We start from the raw sequence: 25606 nt of genomic DNA on the forward strand, positions 1-25606 counted from the left end.
ATCTCGAACGCCGACTTACCGTCCGCTCCCGTGTCTCCTTTAAGGCCTGCAACATACTCGTTCATGTCTTTTCCGTCATTTCCAGGAAGCTCTTTCCAGATCTCGAACGCCGACTTACCGTCCGCTCCCGTATCCCCTTTATCTCCAGTCAATTTAATCCATTCTTTTGGATTAGACCCTGGCTTTAAGATATATACAATGCCTTTATCATTTACAAGTATTGTTGCTTCCTCTGGAATTGAAACTCCAGGATCTCCTGGGTCTCCTTTAATACCTATCATTCCATCTTGTCCATTGTTTCCATTTTTACCATTAACAGAAATCCATTTTCCTGTTGCAGGATCCTTGATAAAAACAATACCATTTTCATTTACAAGAACATAAGTATCTGTAGGAATTTGAACTCCTGGGTCACCTGGATCCCCTTTAATTCCTGTTGCACCATTTAAACCATTGATTTTTACCCAGTTTGAAGACTTATCAGTCCATTCTTTATCTCGGCCAGCAACCGTTTTATCTGTCCCCACATAAGCATAAATATCGCCATTTGGATCTTTTACAATAGCATCTAGAGTGGTAATTGATCCTGCCATTCCTGGTGCTCCAGTTGCTCCTGCAATTCCAGCAGCACCATTTAAACCGTTAATTTTTACCCAGTTTGAAGACTTATCAGCCCATTCTTTATCTCGGCCAGCAACTGTATTATCGGTTCCTACATATGCATAAATATTACCCTCAGAATCTTTTACAATTGCATCAAGTGTAGTAATAGAACCTGCATCACCTGGTTTTCCAGGAACTCCAGGAATTCCTTCTTTCCCATTTAATGGAACCCATTTTGTATTATCTTTTGGATCTCTTACATAAACAATTCCCGTTTTGTAATCAACATACATCTGGATTGTTCCGTCAAGACCAGCATCACCAGGCAGACCGTTTCCTCCTGCAATACCATTTTTACCATCGATTCCGTTTTTACCGTTAATAGGACTCCATGTACCATCAGCATTTTGTACATAAATAGTTCCAGAATCTTTATCTGTATAAATACTTACATCTTTACCAGGATATCCTGCTTCTCCTTTATTACCTGGAGCTCCAGTACCTCCTGCAATACCAGCAGCTTCACCAGCAACAGCAAGTCTAACCCATCTGTCTATATACCAGTAGTAGTACCCTGGCGTAATATCGGCAACAGTTTCAGTATTAAAAACCAGCAAGCTGTTTTCATTTCCTTTTTCCATTGTCACAGTATCCGTAGAACTCAATAATTTGACACGTGGAATTAATACTCCTCGGTTATTAGCAAATACTTCAAACTGTGCTGAATTAGTTGTTGGCTCTTTCTTACCCACAACTACCTGAGAGTAGGCTGAATAACTACCCAAAACAAATAGTAAAGGAAGTAATCTATTCTTCATATGATTTAATCATTAATGGTTACTATTTTTTTTATCATGTTGTAATGAAATCTAAAACAGAAGCGATGTATTTTTATAAGTTCATCATTTACAGTATCTAAGCCTCATTAACACAGTGCAAATATCTATTTATTTGTACTGAAGCTTTACCACTAGAAGTTTTTAAAGTTGTATTTTAAGACATAATTTCTTACCTCGAAATTTTCATGATTGAACTAGAAATGTGATAATTAGATAATGTGCTATTAATGAATTGAGAAATGGAGAATGAGAGGTGAGGAATGGGATTGGGATTGGGAAATGTAGTAGTTGGATAATATTGGAAGAGGAATTTAATTTTAAACTTGGATTGAGGGGTATTTCATTTTTTTATAAAAAAAAATCCTGACTCTAAATACAGTCAAGATTTATTTTTCTGTTTTCGGCATATACTTTTCTAATTCTTTCAAAAAACATTAAGAAAATAAATGCTTGGAATCAGACAGTCAAAATAGATTCTGAAGCCAATGCTTGACAAACAGTTATTTCTAATACCATTTGTCTACATTCGAGGTATTGATCATTTTTATTTTCGTAAAATTGATAGGGGTTTTATCTCTTATATGAATGTACGATTGGCGATGGAAAAGTTATAAAGCCGTTATAATAAATTCGCTTCGTCTGTTTTCCTGATGTTCTGCTTCTGTGCATGGAACACCGTCTGCGCATTTATTTACCAGTTCGGTTTCGCCATAGCCTTTTCCAGTTAATCGGTTAGGCGCTATTCCGTTTTTAATGAGCCACTGGATGGTCGATTTTGCTCTTCTATCCGATAAGGCTTCGTTGTACTGGTGCGATGCCCTGCTGTCTGTGTGCGAGCGGATATCCAGTTTCATGCTTGGATTGTCGTTTAAGACCACTAGTATTTTTTCCAGATCCAGCGCCGCTTCTGTTCTAATGTTAGACTTGTCCAAATCAAAGTAGATCAATTTGATTCCGAAGCATTTTCCCAAATCATCGCCAACGGTAACCTTGCAGGTTGATTTTTCAAGCGCAATCGGAAGATTGGTCTTGCCGCTTGTTTTATCTATAGTTATATTTACTTCTTTTGTAGCGAATTCAGGTTTTTCTGCTCTTACGAAATAGGTTTTTCCGCATTCGACATCAAAGGCGTATAATCCGGAACCGTCTGCAACGGCAGAGTTTTTAATGTTCATCTGGTCATCATACAGAGTGACTTTGGCTCCCGGAAGCGCAAGTCCTGTTTCGGCATCCGATATTATTCCGTACAGCTGCTGGACGCATTTGAGCCTTCTGGTTTCTAGAAATTTATAAATATCATCAGAACCCCGTCCGCCATCTTTGTTGGAAGTGAAAAATCCTCTTCTGGTTTCAGGATCAATAATGTACGCAAAATCATCTTTTGGCGAATTGACATCTGCCCCGACATTCTGAATGTTCCTTATTTTTCCGCTATTGTCAATATTGGCTACAAAAACATCCAATCCTCCGAGACCCGGATGTCCGTCAGACGAAAAATAAATCTCGTTTTCAGAAGTTAAGTAAGGATACGTTTCTTTCCCTTCCGTATTAATCGTGTTTCCAAGATTCTGCGGAGGGCCAAAGCCACCATTTGAATTTATAGTTACTTTATACAGATCGGATTCTCCAAAAGAACCCGGCATATCGGAAGCAAAATACAGCGTTTTCTCATCTGGGCTCAAAGCCGGATGAGCTGTGCTGTAATTATTGCTGTTGAATGGAAGTTCGGCAATGCTGGTCCATTTGCCGTCTTTTCCCAGTTCTGCTCTGTAAAGCTTGATTAAAGTGACTCTGCTTTCGTCCTTGCCTTTTTTGCCGTCAATATAGTTGTTTCTGGTAAAATAGACTGTTTTTCCGTCTTTGGTAAAAACAGGAGAAGCTTCGTGAAATTTGGTGTTTATGGCCGATTTAAATTTATTCACTTTTGATGCGGTTCCCGTTGCGGGATCCAGATCGGCATTATAAATATTGGTGAAATATTCTCCTGTCCATTTGTGTTTGCGCTGCACAAAATTTCCCGTATCACGAGCAGATGCAAAGTAAATTTTGCTGTTGTACACAAATGACCCGTAATCGGAGTATTGGCTGTTAATGCCCGCGTCTTCTATCTGGTACCTCCCAGAATTTGCCTTTATCTGGTCGAGATAGTTTATGTCTTCTCTGTAGAGCTTTCCTCTGCTGTCATTTTTTGAGACGGCATTGAATTCTTCCAAAAGCCTATTGGCTTTGGCAATATCTCCAGCCGATTTTAAAGATTGCGCATATCTGAAATAGTATTCCGGCTCCGGATTTGGATTCATGGCAAATAATTCGCCGTACCATTTTGCCGCGTTCTGGAAATCTGAATTGAAATAATAGGCATTTCCCAGTTTTTTAAACATGTCTTCAGATCTGTAGCCTTTGGCCGCAACTTTTTCATAAGTCTTTATTGCATCGACATAGGCGTAGCTGTCATATTTTTTGTCTGCAGCATTTATTTTTGCCTGCTGGGCATAGCTGCCGAATGAAAAAGCGCCTATGATTGCAGCGAAAAGTAGTGTATAGTTTTTCATGATGCCTTATTTTTAGAAGAAACGAGGGGTTGTCATTTTGCCTTTGTTGGAGAAGAATTCATAGCGCAGGAATATCTCATGCGAGCCTGAATTGTAATTGTTCAATTTGGTGGTTTCCCGATCATAGCCATAGCCCAAATAAAGTCCGTCTGTGATCTGAAACCCAACCATAGCACTTAATGAAGCGCTCCATCTGTAAGCTGCGCCAATCATAAATTTATCATAGAACATAAAATTCGCAGACAGATCTACCTGCAATGGCGCGCCCTGAACCATTTTGGTTAATATGGCGGGCTTGAATTTTATGTACTGGTATTTGTCAAGATCGAATACGTAGCCTCCAATTAAGTAGTAATTGATTCTGTCTTTATAGATGGCAACATCATTGTCGTCGTAACGGTTTGTTTCAATAAAGTTTGGAACAGATAGGCCAATGTATGCTTTGTCGGAATGCCAGTAGACTCCAGCCCCGACGTTTGGAGAGAACTTGCTGTTTAAATCTTGAAACTGGGGATCGCCCTGATCTGCAGGATTTAATTTGTTTACATCTAAATTGAAGATATTTGCCGTTCCTTTGATGCCAAATGAAAGCTTAAAATCTGCAGAGGTCTGAATGGTGTAAGACAGATCAACTGAGATGTTGTTTTCATTTGTAGGGCCAATTTTGTCATTGACCAATGAAGCTCCAATGCCTAATCTGCTATTGTTTATTGGCGTATTGATTGAGAAGCTGCTTGTCTCTGGCGCTCCATCAAGACCAACCCATTGGGTGCGGTAAAGGCCAAATACGCTAAATACTCCACGGGAACCCGCATAGGCAGGATTTATAGCTATTGTATTGTACATATACTGGGTGTACTGCGCATCTTGCTGCGCATAACCAATATAATTCGATAATACAACAATACAAAAAAGTATATTTTTACTCATATTTTATATTTTACTTAAGGACATGGCAGTCATCTTACGAAAACGAATGCCTACGTAAAATTTTTACCGGAATAATCGAACTGTTAAGACCTAAGACAATATAAATCAGCATTTAAGACCAATTTGAACAAACGTCTTTAAAAATTAAATTTCAGAGTGTAAATGCGGTAGAGAATATTAAAGCGCATTGCTTTAATCGTAAGGCTTTTATAGGGTCTGGCTTATAGCAGATTCAAAATAGGAATACTAAAGAAATGGGGTAAGGAAAAAAATGCTGTAATTGTTTTTAATATGCACCCGCTGGCTAAATTCTATACTATTTAGGAAATTGTAATGCTATAAATAGCGATAAAAATCATGTCCAATAATAAGCAGGATGTTCAAAAAACAATTCCTATATATTCTAAAAACACAAACAATACTAAATACCTTACAAAAATATACAAAATATATTAAAAATCAAGGTTTTAATATTTTTTATTTGTCTCTGGTCATTTTTATCTGAAACACTAATTATCTATTACAATATATTGATGTAGAAAGGAATTTGAGAGAAAAAAATACCTCCAGAATCATTTGATTTTGGAGGTCTATACTTCATTGCCGTTTGGAATACCATAAAGAATTCTGAGCCTCGATAATATTATGAGTATGAATGCTTTCTGTTCTTCATGTGTGGCTTAGAATTTAAAATAATTGTTACTTTAATATAATCAGAATGCTGTTAATTAAAGCTGTAAAAAATAATAAAATAAGTTTATTCATAAAGGATATGATAAATTAGCGGTAACAATAACCGGTATAAATTATTGTTTTTATAATAGTTAGGTATTTTAAAAGAAAGTCGTTAACACTTCCCATTCAAGCTGCTGGCTCATAGTTTTTCTAATTTCTAATATCTTTTCCAATAAGGCTTTATTATTTTTCCGTTTTTCTGGCATAAAATTAGCAATAAGACGGTTGCAAGAGCACAGAAAAGTATTGCCTGAATTGATCCTTCTGGGCCAAATTCACCTCCAGTTACAAATTCTGGACCTTGTATCTTTGCTTCCAGTAAACTGCTTGTTTTCTCATTTCCAGATGTTACGGCTCCATAAATACCAGACTGCGTAAAATTCCAAGCAAAATGTAAAGCAATCGGCATCCATAAATTACGGCTGTAAATAAAAGCAGCACCCAACATAAAACCCGCAGTTGTGATACATATTCCAGAAATTAATGTGCCATGAGGATTTGCTAGGTGAAAAACGCCAAATAACACCGACGAAATAGTAAGAGAAATGTAACTCCCTAATTTTTCTTCTACAATTCTAAATATGATACCGCGCACTAATATTTCTTCAATAATGGCAACTGTAAACATTATGGCAAAAGGAATCAGAATAAACGATACAGGGTTGATCTTTAGAACGCTGTAATTTCCGTTAAGATACATTATTAAAATAGTAAAAGACTGTAAAATAAAACCTGTCAGAATTCCTATTGTTAGATTTTTGACAAGTCCTTTTGTCGCAAATTCTGTTATGCTTCTTTTGTCGTATTTCTTAAAGAAAAGAATATAGCTGCAAATGCATGCTGAAGAAACAAAAAGACCTTTTAAAAGGTTTCTGTAGTCTTTGTCAAGCGATGTTAGGGATAGTAATTTTACTGCAATCTGCTGACCGATAATAACAACCGCCATAAAAGTAAGTAAAGCAAGAATAATTTTGACTACAGGAAAATTGAATATTTTTTGTTTTCTGGTAAGGGTTTCCATTTGATTTATTTTATAATTAATGATGAGGCAAAAGTATCCCGCATTAAAAACAAAAAATAGAATGAAATTTGCCTCTATTATAATTTTTGAAATTGTTTGGGCAAAAATCCAGTTTGTGCTTTAAAAGTTCTGATAAAATGGCTTTGATCTGCAAATCCGCATTCAAAAGCAATTTCGGTTAGATTAATTTCGTTGGATTGTACCAGCGATAGCGAACGATTAATTTTAATTCGGCGCATGTATTCGCCTAAAGTACAGCCAAAATATTTAGGGAAATGTTTTGAGATCGTAATTGGGTTTAATTGTAAAACTTGTGCCAGATCCTTTAAGTTTGGGTTTTCATTCCAGCAGTCGTTCAGCAGTTCATTTAAACTTTTTACCCAAAACGGACTTTTTTCAAATCGCTCCAAATGTTCATTAGCATTGGATAATTGGGCAAACAGCATTTTAATCGTATCGCTGGAAAACGGATCAGGAGCCTGGGTTTCTTTAAAAATTTTTAGAATCAAAAATTTGGATAATGCACTGTTCTGAATCGATTTTTCAATCACAGCTTCATTAATCTCAAGATCTTTGAAAAGATTTTCTTCAATTTCTAAATTAATATTTCTTGAAGGAAAAATCGTTTTTTGGTTCAAATGCAGTTCGTCGCTATGGTAAAATAACAAAGAACCAGAACCAACAGTTTCAGTAAAGTGTTTTCTTTTCTCGGTTGTTCCTCCCTTTAAGAATAGTGTTATGTGTGCATTATTGTGAGAGTGCCATCCCTCATAATCTTTATTATTATACTCTGTTTCAACAACGGATATGCCTTGATTCGTACTAAATATATTTTTAGTACTACCTAAATATTTTTCCCTATCCAGCTCAAACATTTATATTGCCTGTTTTTAATAATTTATTGAACAATCAAATATACTGTAAATCTTTACAGAAATGATTGAGTAAGCTAATTTCGTGCAATATTTCCGCGCAATAAAAAGAATAACCATAACGGACTTGGAACAATCAAAAAAAATAATTGGCATCTTTTATGTTATACTTTCTGTATATTAAAATTAAAGCAGACATTCAAAAAATGACTTTTTTTAAGTAGGGTGATAAATGCTTTATTAAAATTAAGTTACTAAAAGGTAACTACTTTTGGTCTTTTTTTTAAGATTTTTATTTTAAAAATTGTCGAAAATGTTTCTTTTATTATTAAAATAAAAAACAAAGTTTCTCTACATCATAAATCACCTTAAACACTGAAAATAAAACAATTAAACTTTAAAAGAAAGATCAATTTAATTAATACCCTTTTTTTTAAGTAGGATAAAAATAAAAAAATATAATTAATAAAAAATCAGATCACAGATAGTGAATGTACTATTTAAAATTTTATGTTAAAAAATCTTATTTGTATTTAGTCTAAATAATACTAGATTTGCAGCCTAAATATAAATAACCGCCATGAAATTAACTTTCTCCTTATTATTACTGCTTGCCTTTATAAATATTGGTTTGGCACAAAATGCTAAAATTACTGGAAAAATTGTTTCCGAAAATAACGAAGCTGTCTCTTACGCTTCTATATCTATAAAAGCCCTTAAAAAGAATACTGTTTCTGATGACAAGGGAAATTTTGAAATTACAAATCTTGCTTCTGGAAACTATACTGTCACTGTCTCCGCAATGGGATTTATAGTCGAAGAAAAAAATGTTGAACTAAATGAAAATGAAAATGTTGATATTTCTATTACTTTAAAAGAAAACATCAATACGCTGCAGACTGTAGAAATTACAGGACGAAAAGAAAAATCTTATCGAAATACAAAATCTTTTATTGGCGCTAAAACGGAAATCGCCTTAAAAGACTTACCTCAAGCCGTTTCTTACGCTACCAAAGAATTAATAGCAGATCAGGGTGCAATTCGTGTTGGCGAAGTGGTAAAAAATTTCAGCGGGGTAAGCCAGTTTACTTTTTACGACGATATCTCCATTAGAGGTTTTAGGATAAACGGAGGAAGCAATACGCAATTGCTAAACGGTATGAGAACCTCTACAGGATTTTGGAAACAGCCTCTTGCAAATTATCTGGAGCGTGTTGAAGTTTTAAAAGGACCATCATCTGCTTTGTTTGGAAATGCTTCTCCTGGAGGGGTTTTAAATCGTGTGACTAAAAAACCATTAGATCAGGCAGCAAATAGCGTAAGTTTTTCTACCGGAAGTTTTAATACTTTAAGAGCCTTAGCTGATTTTACAGGGCCTTTAACCGAAGATAAATCGCTTTTATACCGTTTGAATTTAGGTTACGAAAATGCCAATTCATTCAGGGATTTGCAATATGACAAAAATATTGTTGTAGCTCCTTCCCTTTCTTTTCTTCCAAATGATAAAACAAGCGTAAATTTTGATTTGATCTACAGCAGTTCCAATGGGAATTTGGACCGAGGACAGTCTACTTACGAAGACAATCTCTATTCTACAAAAACTTCAAATTCGCTAAACTCAACAAATGATTATTTAAAAGAGGAAACCTATATCGTTACGACCTCTTTAAATCATAAGTTTTCAGACCGTTTATCGTTTTCAGGATCGTACATCAGAACGGGCTATAATGAGGATCTCTTAGAGCACCGTGGTGCCAATAAATATGCTTCTGCTGGAGACGGATCGACAATTCCAACCGCAATTGAAATGCAAGTTTTTCAGCGTAAACGCAAGCGTTATATTGATAATCTTTCTACTTTCTTTAAATATGAGGCCAAAACAGGTGCTTTAGACCATAATTTAATTGCAGGTTTTGATTATGCTCAGGAGGAGGTTCCCGCAGGCGGATCGCAATTAACGGCAAGTGGTTACAGAAATGCTGCCAATAATGGCTTTATCGCGACTTATAATCCTGCAAATAAAGCGAATTATTTATTGGATTCTAAAGGAAATCCAGTGCCCAACGTAGCTCATTTTGATTTGACTAATCCATTTGCATCGCAGCAATTAAAAGATATGAGTAAATATTTTTATGTAGCGCGCCAAGTTGATCCAACCTATTATTCATTGTATGGCGTTTATATTCAAGACCATATTAAATTTGGTGCTTTTCAGGCTTTAATTGGTATCCGTTATGACGAATATTCAGATAAAGTAAATTACAAAAAAGCCACAGAAACAAAAGTAAAACAACATTCGTTTTTGCCTCGTTTTGGTCTTACTTATACACTTAATCCAAACATTAACCTATACGGAACTTATGTTCAGGGATATAATCCTCAAACGGCGTCTACTCTGGCAAATCCAAATTCGGGAGGTCCATTTAATCCGTTAGAAAGCAATATGGTTGAATTTGGAGGGAAATCATCTTGGTTTAAAGAAAAACTTTTTGTGACTGTTGCGTTATTCAAAATACAGCAAAAAAACACGTTATATCCTGCTAATGATCCGTCAAATCCCGATTTAATGAGATCTATTGGTGAGGAGGAATCGAAAGGTATCGAAATTGATTTGAATGGAAATATTACGCGCAACTGGAGTATTTCTGCCGCTTATAGTTATAATGAAGCTTTTATTACAGAAAGCCCTATTGAAGTTGAAGTTGGAAGACAAAAAGCAAATACTCCAAGACAGCAGGGTAATATTTGGACTCGTTATAATTTTACAAATGGCGCTTTAAAAGATTTTGGAATTGCAATGGGATCTAATTTTGCGACAACACGTACCATGAGCCAGACTACTACAGAAACTCTTCCTGGATATACCTTGTTTAATGCTGCTTTTTATTACAATATCAACAAGTTCAAAATTCAGCTGAACGCGAATAATATCCTAAATAAAACCTATTGGGTTGGAGGATATGATTATATCCGTTTGTTCCCTGGAGCACCTTCTAACTGGCTTTTAACTCTTGGCTACTCCTTTTAAAAAAGCTTTAATTATATTTGAAAATATTTTTCGCAGCCTCTTTACATGAATAAAACATTTAAAAAAAATATTGGCTTTTTACATTTATGGCTCGGACTTACGTCCGGGCTTATTGTATTTATTGTAGCCCTTACTGGAAGCATTTTAGTTTTTGAAGAAGAAATCGACGCTTTTATCAATCCTGAATTTTATAAAGTTTCGAATATTGGAAACCAAAAAATGCCTGTTGACCTTTACGTTAATTCTATTGCGAAACAATATCGCATTAGAGAATTAGACCGAATTCAAACGTATCAAGACCCAGCAAGAACAGTAATTATTTCTGGAACAGATGCTGATAAAAAAGATCAGATTTTCTCCGTAGATCCGTATACAGGAAAAGTACTGGCAACCATTCCTGAAAAAAGCAGGTTTTTCTCTGTAGTACTAGATCTGCATCGTCATTTGATCCTAGGAGAAGTGGGAAAATTTATTACAGGCTGCAGCTGTCTTATTTTTGTTTTTATGCTGCTTTCGGGGCTAATTTTATGGTGGCCAAAAAAAATAAAAAACTTAAAGCAGAGATTGACCATAAAATGGAATGCTTCTTTTAAAAGAGTCAATTGGGATTTTCATTCCAATTTTGGTTTCTACAGCTTTCTATTTCTTCTGATCATATCCCTGACCGGATTAACCTGGTCTTTCAAATGGTTTGAAAGCGGTATCTATTTACTGGCAGATGGAACAGCAAAAAAACCTTCGGCTAAAGTTGAAAATCCGACAAAAGTGGATCCAAAACTGGATAAAACTTTTTTCTATCAAAACATACTTTCAAAAACAGAAAACATTTATAAATACAAAGGAGATACGCAGATTAGAATTCCTTCTGATACCATAAACAGTATTATGGTTATTAAATTGAATCTTGAAAAATCTATTCCGAATATTTCAAGTATGGCTTATTTTGACAAATACACAGGTAAACTTTTGAAAATAAGACCTTATGAATCCTTTAGCAATGGCGATAAAGTACGACGCCTAATTTACCCAATTCATACCGGAAGCATCTATGGTTATCCAACCAAAATTTTAGCTTTTATCGTTTGTTTATTTGCGGCAACATTACCTATTACGGGACTTCTGATCTGGTTGGGAAGAAAGAAAAAAAAAGTGATGTTCTGGGTATTATTTTTAAACACTTAGAAACATAGAATTGAGATGCTTAAAAAAGACGTTTCACTTATTTAAAACAAACATAGTTAGCAATTTATAAATCTCTAAGTAAAACAAAAAAGTGGACTTGGAGATTTACTTTTTTTGAAAATAGAGATAATTAGTTGTTGTATTTATATCTCGTAATCGTATCTGAGAATTATTAAATTCAAACAGCTTCCAGTTGAAATTTAATTTAGAAAGCACTCCTGTATTAAAAATTACTTTAACTTCTCTGACACCATTTTGGATTGAACTTTCCCACTGGCCCGTTTCTGAAACTCCACTTTTGGTGGCAACTACAGATTGATCGGTTTTAAATACAAATGTATAGTCGCTGTAATTTGAAGTCTTTACGGCACCATCATAAAAATAAGGTATTTCCCAAGAACCTTTTGTAATGGTTGCATCAAAATCTAGTGTTACAAGGTTATTTTCTGGACAATAATCTATGGCATATTTAATAGCATTTTCGAAATCCTGATTATTTGAAATCGTTTTTGTCTGATTATTGTAATCTGCAATTGTGATAGGATATTTTAGAGAGATATACTGGCTTTCATTTAAATTTTTAATGAAATTAAAAAAGGCCTGATCGCTTACTATTAATTGAGAACTCGCTGCTTGATTGAGGCTGTTATAGCTATTGATTGTTATGGGATAATTGATATTCAGACCGTTGATTTTGGATAAAAGATCTGGATAGAGATTCCAATAATCAATCAAAGAATCAAAATCTGCCTGATTTGGAATCAGTTTTTCGATGTAATTATAATATACCATCGTTACAGGAAAGTCTATTTTTACAATATCATCATCATAATTGCTTGCGTTGATATTATCCAAAACTTTTTGATAATCGGCAGTTGCGTTTACTGCAATCTGCTCATTATTTACTGTAACGGTATAAGGGAGCTTTATAGTACAATAACTAGATCCGTCAATCATATTATCCTGTACAGTTCTAACCATAGCAACCCTTTGCAAATAAGTTGTAAGCGGAGAAACAGTAGTAATGGTTCCCTGCGAATTATTGTTTTGCTCGTCTACTTCACTTTGACAGGAAAACAGTAACAATAGGAAAACTGCAAGTGATAAATATTTTTTCAAAAGGAACATATTTATGTTTTTACAAAGGTAATAAATTTTAAAAGAAACTGTTTTTTAATAACCTAACAGCAAGGCTTGATAATTTTCATCTATACTAAATTATCAAAAACCAATAGCATTTTATTCTTCTATAAAACAATCATCTCTACTTTTACCCTACTTAAATTAAAAACAAATACTTTTACGCTGAAAAAATTGAAACTCTAAATGCCAGATCAAAACCAATCTAATACTTGTGATGAAATCATTTTTTCGTCTTTCTTCAAAAGTCATGTAAAAGCACTTCGGAATTTTCTTTTTTACAAATTTGGAAACGCAGAACAAGCAGAAGATATAACTCAGGAAGCATTTGTAAAGCTTTGGCAGAACTGTGCTTCTGTACCTTTAGAAAAAGCAAAATCATACCTTTACACCATTGCCAATAACAGCAGTCTCAACCAGATTGCGCACCAGAAAGTGGTTTTGAAATATGAAAAAAACTTCACTGGTTTGGACAAGACCAATGAGAGTCCGGAATATCTTCTGGAAGAAAAACAATTTCAGGCAAAACTTTTAAAAGCCATCGAAAACTTAAACGAAAAACAGCGCACTGCCTTTTTAATGCACAGAATTGATGGCAAAAAATACAGCGAAATTGCCGTAGAGCTCAACATTAGCGTAAAGGCAGTAGAAAAACGCATCCATTTGGCCCTGTTAAGCTTACGTAAAGAAATTGACTTATAAAAAGTAGGGTAAATTTAGTTCTAATTGTTTTAATTAAATAATACGATACAATGAAAAAAGATCGCTTATTGGCAAAATGGCTCAACGACGAATTATCTCCGGATGAATTGGCCGCATTTGAGGCAAGTCCCGATTTTGAAAAATACCAAAAGATAAAAAACTATACCGCTCATCTAGAAACAGGCGATTTGGATGAAAATGCTATGTTGTCGAATATTTTAAGCCAGAAAAAAACAGCGCCAAAAGTAGTGCCACTTTACAAAAAATGGGCATTTAAAGCCGCTGCCATATTTGTTCTCGCCCTTGGAATTACGTTTGCGATGAAAGTTTTTGTGCCTCAAACCGAAACTGCCGATTTTGGAAAAAAGACTGCTTTCTCATTACCCGATAATTCTGAAGTGGTTTTAAATTCAGGTTCTGAAATACACTATAAAAAGTGGAATTGGAACAACAACAGACATTTGGAACTTAAAGGAGAAGCTTACTTTAAAGTTGCAAAAGGCAGAAAATTTGAAGTGCAGACCAATCTTGGAAAAGTAACGGTTTTAGGAACGCAATTTAACGTTAAAGCCAGAAAAAACAGGTTTGATGTTGTGTGTTATGAAGGCCGTGTGAAAGTAAATTATAACAACATTCAAGTTTTATTAACTCACGGACAAAGTGTTCGTTTTGAAAATGGAAAAGAGGCAAAAAGGACTGTAAATTCGTCACAGCCAGAATGGATGGATAATCAGATCTGTTTCTATAAAGAAAACATACGAACTATTTTAGATGAAGTTGAAAGGCAATACAATATTAAAATCGATTTAAACGCCAAAGACACTATCTCTCTGTTTACAGGAAAACTGCCTGCAAAAGATCTCAATACAGCTTTGCAGATTATTAGTACGACTTATCATTTAGAAGCTAGAAAAGTTTCTAACAACAAAATAATTTTTGACGAAAAATAAATGTTCCGCCCCAAACAATTTCATTTTTTGTTTTTTCTCTTTTTTCTTGTCCTGAATCTTTTTGCTCAAGACAAAGGAAAGGTTATGCCTTTTAAAAAAATAATAATTGATATTGAAGAACAACATGGCGTAAGCTTTAATTATACCGAAGATAACATTGAAGGTCTCGAATTAAATCCCCCCAAGAAATCATTTTCATTAGAACAAAAATTGGAATATCTCGAAAAAAGAACTCATTTGTCTTTTGAAAATATAGGCAACAAATTCATCAATATCTATAAAAAGGATACTATTTCAAAAATAATTTGTGGCTATGTTTTATCTTCTATTGATAAAAAGCCTATCGAAAATGCCAACATCAGTTTAAATAATAAAAGTCACTTTACAACTGATTCAGAAGGTTATTTTGAGTTTAATAAAGAAAACAAAAACACTTTTGTAATTAGTCATGTTGGTTTTGCTTCAAAAAGAATTACGGCAGGAAACACAAAGGTTAAAGATTGCATCCAAATCCTGTTAGAACCTGAAATTACAGAATTGCACGAAATTAAAACGAATGCCATTTTGGCTTCTGGGATTTCTAAAAACACTGATGGATCTCTTGAAATTAAGCCGAAAAAATTTGGTATACTTCCCGGCCTTATTGAACCCGATGCGTTGCAGACCATGCAGCAGATTCCGGGTGTAAACAGTTTGGACGAAAGTGTATCAAGCATCAACGTTCGAGGTGGTACGCACGATCAGAATTTATTTTTGTGGAATGGAATACGAATGTTTCAAACAGGACATTTTTTTGGTTTAATATCAGTTTTCAATCCAAATCTAGGGCATACCATTTCCATCTATAAAAATGGAAGTTCTGCCTTTTACGGAGAAAGCGTTTCAAGTGTAGTCGCGATTTCTTCTACTCCAGAAAAAGCAGAAAAAAACTCTTTTAGCGCGGGAATCAACATGATTAATGCTGATGTTTATGGAAAATATAATCTTTCTAAAAAAAGTTATATCGAAATTTCGGCGCGCAAATCGATTACCGATTTTGTAGAAACTCCTACTTATAAAGAATATTTCAATAAAGTATTTCAAAATACTACCATTACCGATTTTTCGCAAAACCAAAATCTTAATTATAAAAGTGATAAAAAATTTGGCTTTTATGACGCTACTGTAAAATACGCGCAAAAAATAGGAATCAAAGATCAAATCATACTTGATTTAATAACGATAAAGGATAATCTGGAAGTTACTAAAAGTGCTGCTTCATACAATATAAACAAATCGCAAACCAATGTTTTACGCCAACAGAACTACGGTGCAAATTTGTTATGGAAAAGAAACTGGAATAAATTCAACACGACCAAAATTAATGTTTACAATTCTTCGTACGAACTTCTAGCCGATCAAAAGTCAATTTACGAAAACCAGACTGTTATTCAAGAAAATACCGTAAACAACAATGGCGTTAATTTAGAAAATAATCATATTCTAAACTCTAAATTTAGTTTCAGCGACGGATATCAATTTAATGAAATTGGCATTACTAATTTAGAGCAGGTAACTAATCCTGATTTTTATCGTAAAGTAAAAGACGTATTACGAACTCATGCTTTAATTGTAGAAGGAAAATATAATGATACCATTTCTAGAGTATATTTTAAGGGCGGAATGCGGCTTAATTATATCGAAAAATTCAAAAAATATATTGCAGAGCCTAGAGTTCAATTGGGTTACGGACTTAGTAAAAGTGTAACCTTAGAACTTCTCGGCGAACTCAAAAGTCAAAACTCCCAGCAGATTATTGATCTCCAGAAAGATTATTTTGGCATAGAAAAAAGACGCTGGATTGTCTCGAATAACGGCACAATTCCTATTCAAAGAAGCAGACAGCTATCTTTAAATTTGTTCTATCAAAAGAACAATTGGCTTTTGGACATCGAAAACTTTTATAAAAAAGTAACCGGAATAACAACCTCTAGCCAAGGTTTTCAGAATCAGTTGGAATTTGTCAGAACTACAGGAGATTATGAAATCTGGGGAACAGAAATGCTAATTCAGAAAAAAATAAACCACTTTCTTACGTGGTTAAGTTATACATACAACGAAAACAATTATCATTTTACTAATTATCAATATCCTCGTTTTCCCAACAACTTTGAGCTGACACACACTTTATCGTGGGCGGCAATTTATGAGAAAAACAATTTCAAGATTGCTTTAGGAACAAAATGGACTTCAGGAAGACCAAAAACATCTCCAGATTTATCTCAAATTGATCTTTCTGATCCTGTACTGGTTTACAACAAACCAAACAACAGTAATCTGAATATGTTTTCGCAGGTTAATCTTTCTTCAACTTACAAGTGGCAAACCGAAAGCGGAATTCAATACAAAATAGGAATCTCAATCTTAAATATCCTAAACAGAAGAAATGAAATCAGTGAATATTACAGAATTAATTCTTTAACCAATTCTATCGAAGAAGTGGACACTTTTTCACTGCAAAGAACTCCAAATCTGAGTTTTAGAGTTTCATTTTAATATCGTTGCTGCAAGAGTTTTTTTAAAGCTCTCATTCTACATTTCTATTTTTTTTCAAAAAATCACAATTCTTTGGTAGGGTAATCTTTACTAAGGCTGTTTCACTATAGAATCATCATTTGATTTGAGACAGTTTTAAGTATGAATACACCAGAAAATGCAACATCTAATAAACGGCAGATCAAATTTGCATCAAAATGCAAATCTGAAATAGTGCCCATCATGGATGCTCTTTACATTATTAACAGAAAATGGAGAATTCCGATAGTCCTGACACTTATGGAAGGCAACAAACGGTTTTCTGAAATTAAAAAGGAAGTGCAGAAAATCACATCCAAAGTTTTAGCCGAAGAGTTGAAAGAACTGGAACTAAACGGATTTGTCGAAAAGAAAACGGATAATCAAAGCCGCGCTAAAACCGAATATCAATTAACCGATTACAGTTCATCACTTGAGCCTATTATCAAATCATTACGGGATTTTGGCATTCAGCATCGAAAAAAAATACGGGATGAAGGCCATCAGGTAAAAAAAAACGCTGACTGATTATTATTTATCACCAATACAAACCAAATATGAAAAGAAAAAAAATAGCAATTGTAACCGCGGTATTACTACTAATTGTTTCTGCTGGAATCTACTTTTATTATGGAGTTGTCTTTAAAGAAGCCCGTAACATAGCATCTGAAGCGCCAGATTTTAGCGTAACTGCCAAAAAACTTCTTGAAGATTATAACGCAGATCCTAAAAAAGCAGATTCATTATACCTCAACAAAACTATTGAAATAACAGGTAAGGCAACCAAAGAAACCGACTCTGTAATTATACTTGAAAATACTGTCTTCTGCCTTTTTAAAGAAAAATTGAAAAACAAAATGACCAACAGCAAAATGACGATTAAAGGCAAATGCATTGGATATGACGAACTGTTTATGGAAGTCAAAATAGACCAATGCACTGTTAAATAAACCAAACAAATAACAATTAATTTATGAAGAAAATTCTAGTTCCGTTCTGCCTGTTTTTAGTTACAATGGCTTACCCTCAGGATGATTTATTGAAGAGTCTTGATTCTACACAAACAGAAGAAAGCTATTCTACAGCTACTTTTAAAGCTTTACAGCTGGTAACCTTACAGACCACAAAAATGCCTGCTAAAAAAGAATTCTATTTTGTGGTTTCGCATCGTTTTGGGACTGTAAAAGATGGCTTTGACAGTTTTTTTGGTCTTGACAATGCAACCACAAAACTTGGAGGAATCTATGGTGTTACAGATTGGTTATCTGTCAGCCTTTCGAGACATACTTTAAACAAAATGTATGAAACCGGATTGAAGTACCGAGTAGCACGACAAAACGATAATTTTCCGCTGGACATTGTTGGGTATAGCGTTGCAGATATTAATACTTTTTTAGAAAAAGACCAATATCCAGGTTTAGAATTTAAACATCGTATGACGTATGTGCAGCAGGTTTTAATATCTAGAAAAATCAGTGAAAAATTCTCATTAGAGTTAGTACCGTCTTTTATACACAAAAACCTTTACACTCCTGATATCGAAAGAGACAATCAGTTTTCTTTTGGAGGTGGCGGCCGCTATAAAATCACGAAAAGATTATCTGTCAATTTAGAATACATGCACAATTTTGACAAACCTGACTTTTATAAAAATCCGTTGTCTGTAGGTCTTGATGTGGAAACAGGCGGACACGTTTTTCAATTAATCTTTACCAATTCACAATCTATGAGTGAGAGCGGATACCTTACCAATGCTTCTGGCGACTGGGGTAAAGGGGATTTCTTCTTTGGCTTTAATCTATACAGAGTTTTCTAACAATTAAAAACAATAAATCATGAAAAAAACAATCGTACTCACAATTTTACTGGCTGTACTGGCAAGCTGCAGCGATTCTGACACAATGCAGGATATCGAACCACAACCTACTACTCCAACAAATCCAACAAACCCGACGAATCCTACTAATCCGACAAACCCAACGAACCCGACAAATCCAACAACTTCGGTTACCTACAGTAAAGATGTGAAATCTATTATTGATGCCAACTGCATAAGCTGCCACGCTAGCGGAAGGTCTGCAGCCTTCAGACCACTTACTACTTTTGCTCAGGTAAAGGCTGCTGTAGAAAGTGCTGGTTTATTGGGGAGAATCCAACTTCAAAGCGGCCAGCAGGGACTTATGCCTCAAGGTGGAAGAATGGCTCAGGCTAATATTGATTTAATAGTAAAATGGAACACCGATGGTCTAAAAGAAAATTAATTATTATGAAAAAATCATTTATTAATTTCTTTGCGCTACTGCTTATTATAATTGCGAATAACGAAGGGGTTGCACAAAAACTGATAACAAAAACAGGAAATATAAAGTTTCAGGCATCAATGCCTTCTTACGAAGAAGTTGCTGCCGAAAGCAAATCAGTATCAGCAGTTCTAGATGAAACAACAGGAGATTTTGCCAGTTTAGTGCTTATAAAAGGTTTTCGGTTTAAAGTAGCGCTGATGGAAGAACACTTTAATGAAAATTATATGGAATCTGAAAAATTTCCAAAAGCGACTTTCAAAGGTAAAATTGAAGATTTTGATAGTTCAAAAATTACAAGTTCTCCTAAAAATTTCACATTAAAAGGAGATCTTACTATTCACGGAAAAACAAAACCAGTCTCTGTGATTGTAAAAATTTCCAAAGCTCCAAATGGAGTTAATGCTCTTGGCACATTTGAAGCAAAACCTGAAGATTTTGATATTGAAATACCAAGTCTTGTCAGAAAGAAAATTGCTGACAAAATAAAGATTAATTACAATTTCTTATTGGTTAAATAATTCTTTTAAGAATCGAATCTATTCAGATTTGCAAGCGTACTAAACATGACTAACATTCTGGAGGCCGGTAAACTTATTACGCCGGTCTCTTTTTTTAACCTTAAATCACATTAAAAATGATCTGTAAAAATTATGTTGTTACCGGAGAAGATGTAAATGATTATATGGTCATGGAAGATACCGCATATATTTCATATACTGTACGATTGTTATACCATTTTTTGTTTTACAATGGGCTTTCCAAAGAGAAACTTAATTATATGCATTTAGGTTTACAGGAAGGAAATCATGAATTAATCATCCATAAAAACCTGATGTTTACAGAACATTTTTTAGTTGAAATGAAGCATTGTTATATAGCGGATAAAATCAATATTAAAAGCTGTTTTTTTAACTCCAAAAACGAATGCTGTGCAGAAGTAACAAAAGAAGTAAAATGGTTTGACGCAATCGGCAAAGAAGTTATTAAAACGCCAAATCAAATTCTTAGACATTTTTATCCAAAAGTATAAATTCAATTTAACTGGAGTAATAAGAATAATCTAAAAAGAATCAATTTTCGTATATAACATTAAAGCGATTATATATGGAACCATCTTCTGTTTTTTTTGTAAAGATCCTTAGGATACTAGCTGAAAAATATAGCATGGGCTGCACTTTTGAAGAGTTAACAAAGCTTGTGACAGCAGTGCCTAATATTTCGAAATTTACTGATAATAGCGCTGCTGAAAGGGCAAATCAGGCAAAACTGCTGGATGCCTTAGTCTTAATGAACTCTCAAGGTTACATTTTTCTTAATTCAGATACTGATCAAAGTTTAATTACCATAAAAGGTCTTATGGCGATAAACAGTAAGATTCTATGGAATTAGTTTTTCGATAAAACTCATTAAAAATTGAATTGATTTTATTGATTAAAAGCTTAAAAAAAGAAAGAGAATTCAATTGAATTCTCTTTCTTTTTTAATTGCGCTTATTGTTTTTTACTTTCATTTCGGATTTTTTCCCTATGCTGTATCCCCCATTTAGTCATAGCTCCCACAACTTCTTCCAAAGTTTGGCTGTAAGGAAGCAGTTCATATTCGATACTTACAGGATATCCCACAGCCACTTTTTTAAGTATAAAACCGTTTTGCTCTAATTCTTTAAGCTCACTCGAAAGAACCCTTGCAGAAATCCCAGTAACCTGTCTTTGAATTTCTGTAAATCTTTTATTTCCTCTCGCCATTGCAATGATAATCATCAATTTCCATTTCCCTCCAATGGCATATAATGCATCAGAAACCGCCATAAGTACAGTATTGCATTCTTCCGTAAATTCCTTGCTTTCGATCTTTTTTTCTTTTGATTCTGACATAACTATCATTTTAGAAGTCACTAACCTTTTGGTAACGACTAACAAATTGTAAGCAAATGTACTCTAATTTTGCTAAATAATTTTAAAAATAATAAAATCATGACACTAGAAAATCTAAAAGTAAAAGAGGAATTAAGAAGCCTAATCGATGATTACGCTACTCTAGGTGACGAGAAAAAAATCTCAGAGGTAATGGATTTATTTACCCCAGATGTTACTTATAAAGTTTATATGAATGGAGCTTTAGTTTCTTCGGTTTCGCAAAGAGAAAACATGGAAAAAGAATTCAATCAGCATGCGGGACATGTAAAAACCTACTTTACATTGAATGGACAGCATAAAGTAAAAATCGATGGAGATACCGCTTCGGGCATTTCTTTCTCTCAATTAAAGATGATTAGAGAAGTGGAAGGAAAAGATATTCTTTCAGAATACAGCGTTAAATATGAGGACGAATATGTAAACCATAATGAAAAATGGCTGATAAAAAATCGTATCGGGCATTTTATCATGATAGAGGTTAGAGAACTTGCTAATTAATTTCATTAAACACCGATGAAAACTAAAAAATATCTTGCAACCACGCTGCTCATATTAACTACTGTGATGGTAATTTTAAGCGGTCTTATGAAAGCCATCCAGCTTCCGTGGTCCGTTAATGGACTCGTAAAATTCAATCTGCCTCATGCAGCGACGGCTCTCGGTTTAATGGAGATGACTTTTGCGTTCTTATTTATCTTTCCCAAAACCATGCGAATTGGTTTTATCCTGCTTTCCTGCTATTTTGCTGGAGCAATGGCAACAGAATTATCACATGATGGTTCAATGCTTAATCCGGCGATACCCTTGTCCCTAATATGGATCACAGCATTTCTTCGTGACAAATATATCTTTATAGGAGCTCCGAAATCAGTATAAAAATCAAAAAATAAATAAACAAAAAATGAAAAGAATATTAGAAAACAAAGTGGTCGTAATAACTGGTGCATCTAAAGGAATTGGTGCTGGTGTTGCAAAACAAATGGCTGCATCTGGAGCCAAAGTAGTAGTAAACTATGGTTCAAGTAAACAAGAAGCAGAAGAAGTTGTAGCTGCAATAATTAGATCTGGTGGTAGCGCTGTTGCAGTGCAGGGAGACATATCTATACTGGCAGATGTAAAACGACTTTTTCAGGAAACAATAAAAGTGTATGGACGTTTGGATGCATTGGTAAATAATGCTGGTATTTATGAATTTGAATTGCTAGAATCATTTACAGAAGAATCATATCGAAAAACATTTGACATAAATGTGCTTGGTGTTCTTTTAGCATCAAAAGAAGCCGCACCTTTGTTTGATGAAAATGGAGGAAGCATTATCAACATCAGTTCGTTTGCCGGCACTAGACCAGAACCTTACTCTGTGGTATATGCTGCTTCAAAAGGCGCTGTTGATTCTATAACCTATGCGCTGTCACAAGAACTAGGACCGAAGAACATCAGAGTCAATTCTATTAGACCGGGCGGAGTTTTTACTGAAGGTATTGCAAAATTAGGAGCCAGTTTAGATTCAGATGTCATTCTGGGAACTGTAAAACGAAGCGCTTTAGGCCGCATGGCTACGCCCGATGATATCGGAAATATGGCCGTATTTTTTGCTTCAGACGAATCAAAAATAATTACAGGACAAACTGTAGAAGTATCAGGCGGGTTCAAGTAAAACAAATAGTATAAGTGAAAATTTTAAAAAGAGAGAACTTTTCGGGGTTCTCTCTTTTTATTTGAATGAGATTTTACAAAATGATGTTCAATTTAGATTATTTTTTTTCATACGATTTTAATAATATGTAAATTAGTGTTTAAAGATTTTATGAAATTTAGATTTCTACATCAATCGTTTTGACGTTTTTAAAAGAAATAATTTTCAGAATTAAAAGTAAAATCAATTAACTATCATTATGATGAGATTTGGCATTTATATAACAGCATTTTTATTTATAATAATAAGTTCCTGTGAATCCTCAAATGCAGCCGATTTTAAGGAGTTGACTAATCAATGGGAACGTAGGGCTTTTGAAATTACTATTGGAAAAGAAGGTCCAGGAGAAAAAAAGCTCAATTGTCTAGTAAAAGAGGATTACAAAGGAGCTTTAAAAGCTGTTGATCAGCAGCGCAAAGAGTTTGACCTACTTATTGGCGATATCAAAAAGCTTTCTACTGACGGCATTCCAAAAGGTGAATCCTTAAAAACTGCCTCACTTGAATACTATCAGTCTCTTAAAGAACTTCATCTATTTGATAGACAAGAAATAGAGCAGCAAGAAATGCTTCGAACATTAAAAAACAATAAATTGAACGCTGGCCTGAACAACCTTATGACACTGGCACGACAGAAAAAGATGCTTTATACCGCAGTATTTGAGAAGGAAATTCTCCTTCATACTGCGACTGAAAATTTTGATGCTGTTAATGGCTTTTAACAAAGAGTTTTCTTTGAATTTCTCCCTATTTGTTATTCCCTTTTTAGATCAAATTGATGCTTTCCGTAAAAAAGCATATTCTTATTTAGGTTCAAATATTAATGGGCATTCCAATACTCTAGCAGAACAAAATTTCTCTTTAAAAATTAATCATCAGTATATCAAATTTAAAAATCTGCTAAGTATATAAAAAATTGGCAGTTCTTCTTCTTAATTGAAATTATGAAATATTAACACGCTTTGATATAACACCTCCACTTTGTTTGATTCTAAATTTGTAAGCACCAAAAAAATATCCGCCATGTATGATTATGTATCGCTGTTAAAAAACATTGTGGACAACACACCTCTTCCTATCGCTGTTTTAATTGGAAATGATCTTAAAATAGAGCTCGCTAATCCTGCGATGATCTCTGTATGGGGAAAAGGAAACGAGGTTATCGGAAAAAATTATTTTGATGTACTTCCTGAAACACCCAAACACGAGATAATGACTCAGGCTCTTGAGGTATTAAATACAGGAATACCATTTTATGCAAAAGACAAGCTGATCGATTTAGTCATTGATGGAAAAATAACGCAGCATTATTTCAATTACAGTTTTACTCCTCTTTATGGTAAAGATGGAAATATTTACGGTCTATTAAAAAATGGAACCGATATAACTGACATGCATAATATAAAGCAGAAGATACAGAGTGCAGATGAAAGACTCCGAATAGCAGTTGAATCTTCTGGAATGGGAACTTACGAAATAAATTTACTGACTAAGGAAACTTTTACTTCTGGAAATTTTAATGAATTATGGTCTGTTGATGAAGCATCAGACACTGAAATGCTTCTCAAAAGAATGCATCCAGAGGATTTGCAAATAAGAGAAAAAGCACATCAGGATGCATTAATTACAGGAAAAATAGTTTATGAGGCAAGGATTATAAATGATGATAAATCGGAAAGATGGGTAAAAGTCAACGGAAAAATCATAAAAGATCAAAATGGGAATGCTTCTAGCATCATCGGAATTATACAGGACATTAGCGATCAGAGAAAGTTTGAAAAAGATCTTCAGCAAAAAATCAAAGAAAGCACTAAAGAGATTAGAGAATCAAACGAGAATCTAATTCATTTCGCCAATATGGTTACTCATGACTTAAAAGAACCTGTACGAAAAATCAAAATTTTTAACGGTTTATTAAAAAAAGAAATTGAAGCTGAAAAAATTGAAAATATAAAAAAATATAGTGATAAAGTGGATCAGTCTGCCGAGAGAATGCAGACCTTAATAGAAGGTACATTAGCTTATTCAACTCTCAACAAATCAATTCAGCAGGTCCAAAAAATAAATCTTAATGAAATAATTGAAAACATAAAAATCGATCTCGAACTTATCATACAAGAAAAAGATGCTATCCTTTTTACAAGTGAACTTCATGAAATAGAAGGAGCTCCTATTTTAATACACCAGTTATTTTATAATCTAATACACAACGCTTTAAAATTTTCTAAAGCAGATGAACCTCCCAGAGTTATAATAACATGTAACATTGTAGAGCATGAAGGCAAAAAACATGTCCAGATAGTAATTAAAGATAATGGTATCGGGCTGGATAGTGCATATGCGGAACGAATATTCAATGCCTTTGAAAGACTACATTCCAAAGACGATTACGAAGGAACCGGACTCGGCCTTGCCCTATGCAGAAAAATAACCGAAAGACATAACGGAACTATCACTGCTACAGGAAAGGAAAATGATGGTGCCGAATTTACCGTAACTCTTCCTCTAAACCAAGGAAAAAAAACTATTTAAAATATACTTCGTAATACAACATTTAAGTTGTGGTACTCCAGATCAAGCTAAAT

24 protein-coding genes are annotated in these 25606 nt (G+C 34.2%); 17 read left to right on the forward strand and 7 right to left on the reverse strand.

Annotated elements, in window-relative coordinates:
- The 5 genes from AC3Y25_RS07610 to AC3Y25_RS07630 all read right to left on the reverse strand — a co-directional run.
- A partial coding sequence (locus AC3Y25_RS07610) for a phage tail-like protein (protein ID WP_489902315.1) occupies positions 1-1421 on the reverse strand: 1421 nt, incomplete at its 3' end.
- Between the two features lie 629 nt (positions 1422-2050).
- Positions 2051-3994, reverse strand: a complete 1944-nt coding sequence (locus tag AC3Y25_RS07615; RefSeq protein ID WP_489902316.1) for an OmpA family protein — start codon at positions 3992-3994, stop codon at positions 2051-2053.
- A gap of 12 nt (positions 3995-4006) precedes the next feature.
- Positions 4007-4924, reverse strand: coding sequence for a PorP/SprF family type IX secretion system membrane protein (locus AC3Y25_RS07620; protein ID WP_489902317.1), 918 nt, complete (start codon positions 4922-4924; stop codon positions 4007-4009).
- Positions 4925-5816: 892 nt separating this feature from the next.
- A complete protein-coding gene (locus tag AC3Y25_RS07625; protein ID WP_489902318.1) occupies positions 5817-6680 on the reverse strand; it encodes a CPBP family intramembrane glutamic endopeptidase in 864 nt (287 codons plus the stop codon).
- Positions 6681-6757: 77 nt separating this feature from the next.
- A complete protein-coding gene (locus AC3Y25_RS07630) occupies positions 6758-7555 on the reverse strand; it encodes a helix-turn-helix domain-containing protein (protein WP_489902319.1) in 798 nt (265 codons plus the stop codon).
- A 577-nt stretch (positions 7556-8132) separates the two neighbouring features.
- Here AC3Y25_RS07630 and AC3Y25_RS07635 point away from each other — a divergent pair.
- The gene (locus AC3Y25_RS07635) at positions 8133-10580 is read left to right on the forward strand and encodes a TonB-dependent siderophore receptor (protein WP_489902320.1); all 2448 of its coding nucleotides are present in this window, start codon (positions 8133-8135) and stop codon (positions 10578-10580) included.
- Positions 10581-10625: 45 nt separating this feature from the next.
- Positions 10626-11762 (forward strand): PepSY-associated TM helix domain-containing protein, encoded by a 1137-nt coding sequence (locus AC3Y25_RS07640; protein ID WP_489902321.1) that lies wholly within the window; start codon positions 10626-10628, stop codon positions 11760-11762.
- A gap of 105 nt (positions 11763-11867) precedes the next feature.
- Here AC3Y25_RS07640 and AC3Y25_RS07645 read toward each other — a convergent pair whose 3' ends face one another.
- Positions 11868-12890, reverse strand: coding sequence for a hypothetical protein (locus AC3Y25_RS07645; RefSeq protein ID WP_489902322.1), 1023 nt, complete (start codon positions 12888-12890; stop codon positions 11868-11870).
- A gap of 198 nt (positions 12891-13088) precedes the next feature.
- Here AC3Y25_RS07645 and AC3Y25_RS07650 point away from each other — a divergent pair, with 198 nt between their 5' ends.
- The 10 genes from AC3Y25_RS07650 (at position 13089) to AC3Y25_RS07695 (ending at position 20799) form a co-directional block, all read left to right on the forward strand.
- A complete protein-coding gene (locus AC3Y25_RS07650; protein ID WP_427874431.1) occupies positions 13089-13604 on the forward strand; it encodes an RNA polymerase sigma factor in 516 nt (171 codons plus the stop codon).
- A 50-nt stretch (positions 13605-13654) separates the two neighbouring features.
- Positions 13655-14554 carry a FecR family protein gene (locus AC3Y25_RS07655; RefSeq protein WP_489902323.1) on the forward strand — a complete coding sequence of 300 codons (900 nt, stop codon included), beginning with the start codon at positions 13655-13657 and terminating at the stop codon, positions 14552-14554.
- An 84-nt stretch (positions 14555-14638) separates the two neighbouring features.
- Positions 14639-17089, forward strand: coding sequence for a carboxypeptidase-like regulatory domain-containing protein (locus tag AC3Y25_RS07660; protein ID WP_489902324.1), 2451 nt, complete (start codon positions 14639-14641; stop codon positions 17087-17089).
- Positions 17090-17230: 141 nt separating this feature from the next.
- The gene (locus tag AC3Y25_RS07665) at positions 17231-17635 is read left to right on the forward strand and encodes a winged helix-turn-helix transcriptional regulator (RefSeq protein ID WP_489902325.1); all 405 of its coding nucleotides are present in this window, start codon (positions 17231-17233) and stop codon (positions 17633-17635) included.
- Between the two features lie 29 nt (positions 17636-17664).
- Complete coding sequence (locus tag AC3Y25_RS07670) at positions 17665-18057, forward strand: OB-fold protein (RefSeq protein ID WP_427874435.1); 393 nt, start codon at positions 17665-17667, stop codon at positions 18055-18057.
- A 23-nt stretch (positions 18058-18080) separates the two neighbouring features.
- The gene (locus AC3Y25_RS07675; RefSeq protein WP_489902326.1) at positions 18081-18923 is read left to right on the forward strand and encodes a DUF5777 family beta-barrel protein; all 843 of its coding nucleotides are present in this window, start codon (positions 18081-18083) and stop codon (positions 18921-18923) included.
- Positions 18924-18942: 19 nt separating this feature from the next.
- Positions 18943-19368 (forward strand): cytochrome c, encoded by a 426-nt coding sequence (locus AC3Y25_RS07680; protein WP_489902327.1) that lies wholly within the window; start codon positions 18943-18945, stop codon positions 19366-19368.
- A gap of 5 nt (positions 19369-19373) precedes the next feature.
- Positions 19374-19928, forward strand: coding sequence for a YceI family protein (locus AC3Y25_RS07685; protein WP_489902328.1), 555 nt, complete (start codon positions 19374-19376; stop codon positions 19926-19928).
- Positions 19929-20044: 116 nt separating this feature from the next.
- Positions 20045-20440, forward strand: a complete 396-nt coding sequence (locus tag AC3Y25_RS07690) for a hypothetical protein (protein WP_489902329.1) — start codon at positions 20045-20047, stop codon at positions 20438-20440.
- Positions 20441-20514: 74 nt separating this feature from the next.
- Complete coding sequence (locus AC3Y25_RS07695) at positions 20515-20799, forward strand: hypothetical protein (protein WP_489902330.1); 285 nt, start codon at positions 20515-20517, stop codon at positions 20797-20799.
- A 101-nt stretch (positions 20800-20900) separates the two neighbouring features.
- Here the strand turns inward: AC3Y25_RS07695 and AC3Y25_RS07700 are convergent, their stop codons facing one another.
- A complete protein-coding gene (locus AC3Y25_RS07700; RefSeq protein ID WP_489902331.1) occupies positions 20901-21284 on the reverse strand; it encodes a winged helix-turn-helix transcriptional regulator in 384 nt (127 codons plus the stop codon).
- Between the two features lie 99 nt (positions 21285-21383).
- Between AC3Y25_RS07700 and AC3Y25_RS07705 the strand changes: the two genes are divergently transcribed.
- The 5 genes from AC3Y25_RS07705 (at position 21384) to AC3Y25_RS07725 (ending at position 25553) form a co-directional block, all read left to right on the forward strand.
- Positions 21384-21824, forward strand: a complete 441-nt coding sequence (locus tag AC3Y25_RS07705; protein ID WP_489902332.1) for a nuclear transport factor 2 family protein — start codon at positions 21384-21386, stop codon at positions 21822-21824.
- 15 nt (positions 21825-21839) lie between these two features.
- Positions 21840-22202 carry a DoxX family protein gene (locus AC3Y25_RS07710; protein WP_427874441.1) on the forward strand — a complete coding sequence of 121 codons (363 nt, stop codon included), beginning with the start codon at positions 21840-21842 and terminating at the stop codon, positions 22200-22202.
- Between the two features lie 25 nt (positions 22203-22227).
- The gene (locus tag AC3Y25_RS07715) at positions 22228-22983 is read left to right on the forward strand and encodes an SDR family NAD(P)-dependent oxidoreductase (protein WP_489902333.1); all 756 of its coding nucleotides are present in this window, start codon (positions 22228-22230) and stop codon (positions 22981-22983) included.
- A 238-nt stretch (positions 22984-23221) separates the two neighbouring features.
- Positions 23222-23743 carry a hypothetical protein gene (locus AC3Y25_RS07720; protein ID WP_489902334.1) on the forward strand — a complete coding sequence of 174 codons (522 nt, stop codon included), beginning with the start codon at positions 23222-23224 and terminating at the stop codon, positions 23741-23743.
- 301 nt (positions 23744-24044) lie between these two features.
- The gene (locus AC3Y25_RS07725) at positions 24045-25553 is read left to right on the forward strand and encodes a sensor histidine kinase (RefSeq protein ID WP_489902335.1); all 1509 of its coding nucleotides are present in this window, start codon (positions 24045-24047) and stop codon (positions 25551-25553) included.
- Positions 25554-25606: the final 53 nt, after the last annotated feature.

It is taken from the genome of Flavobacterium sp. LK-23 (genome assembly GCF_058135255.1).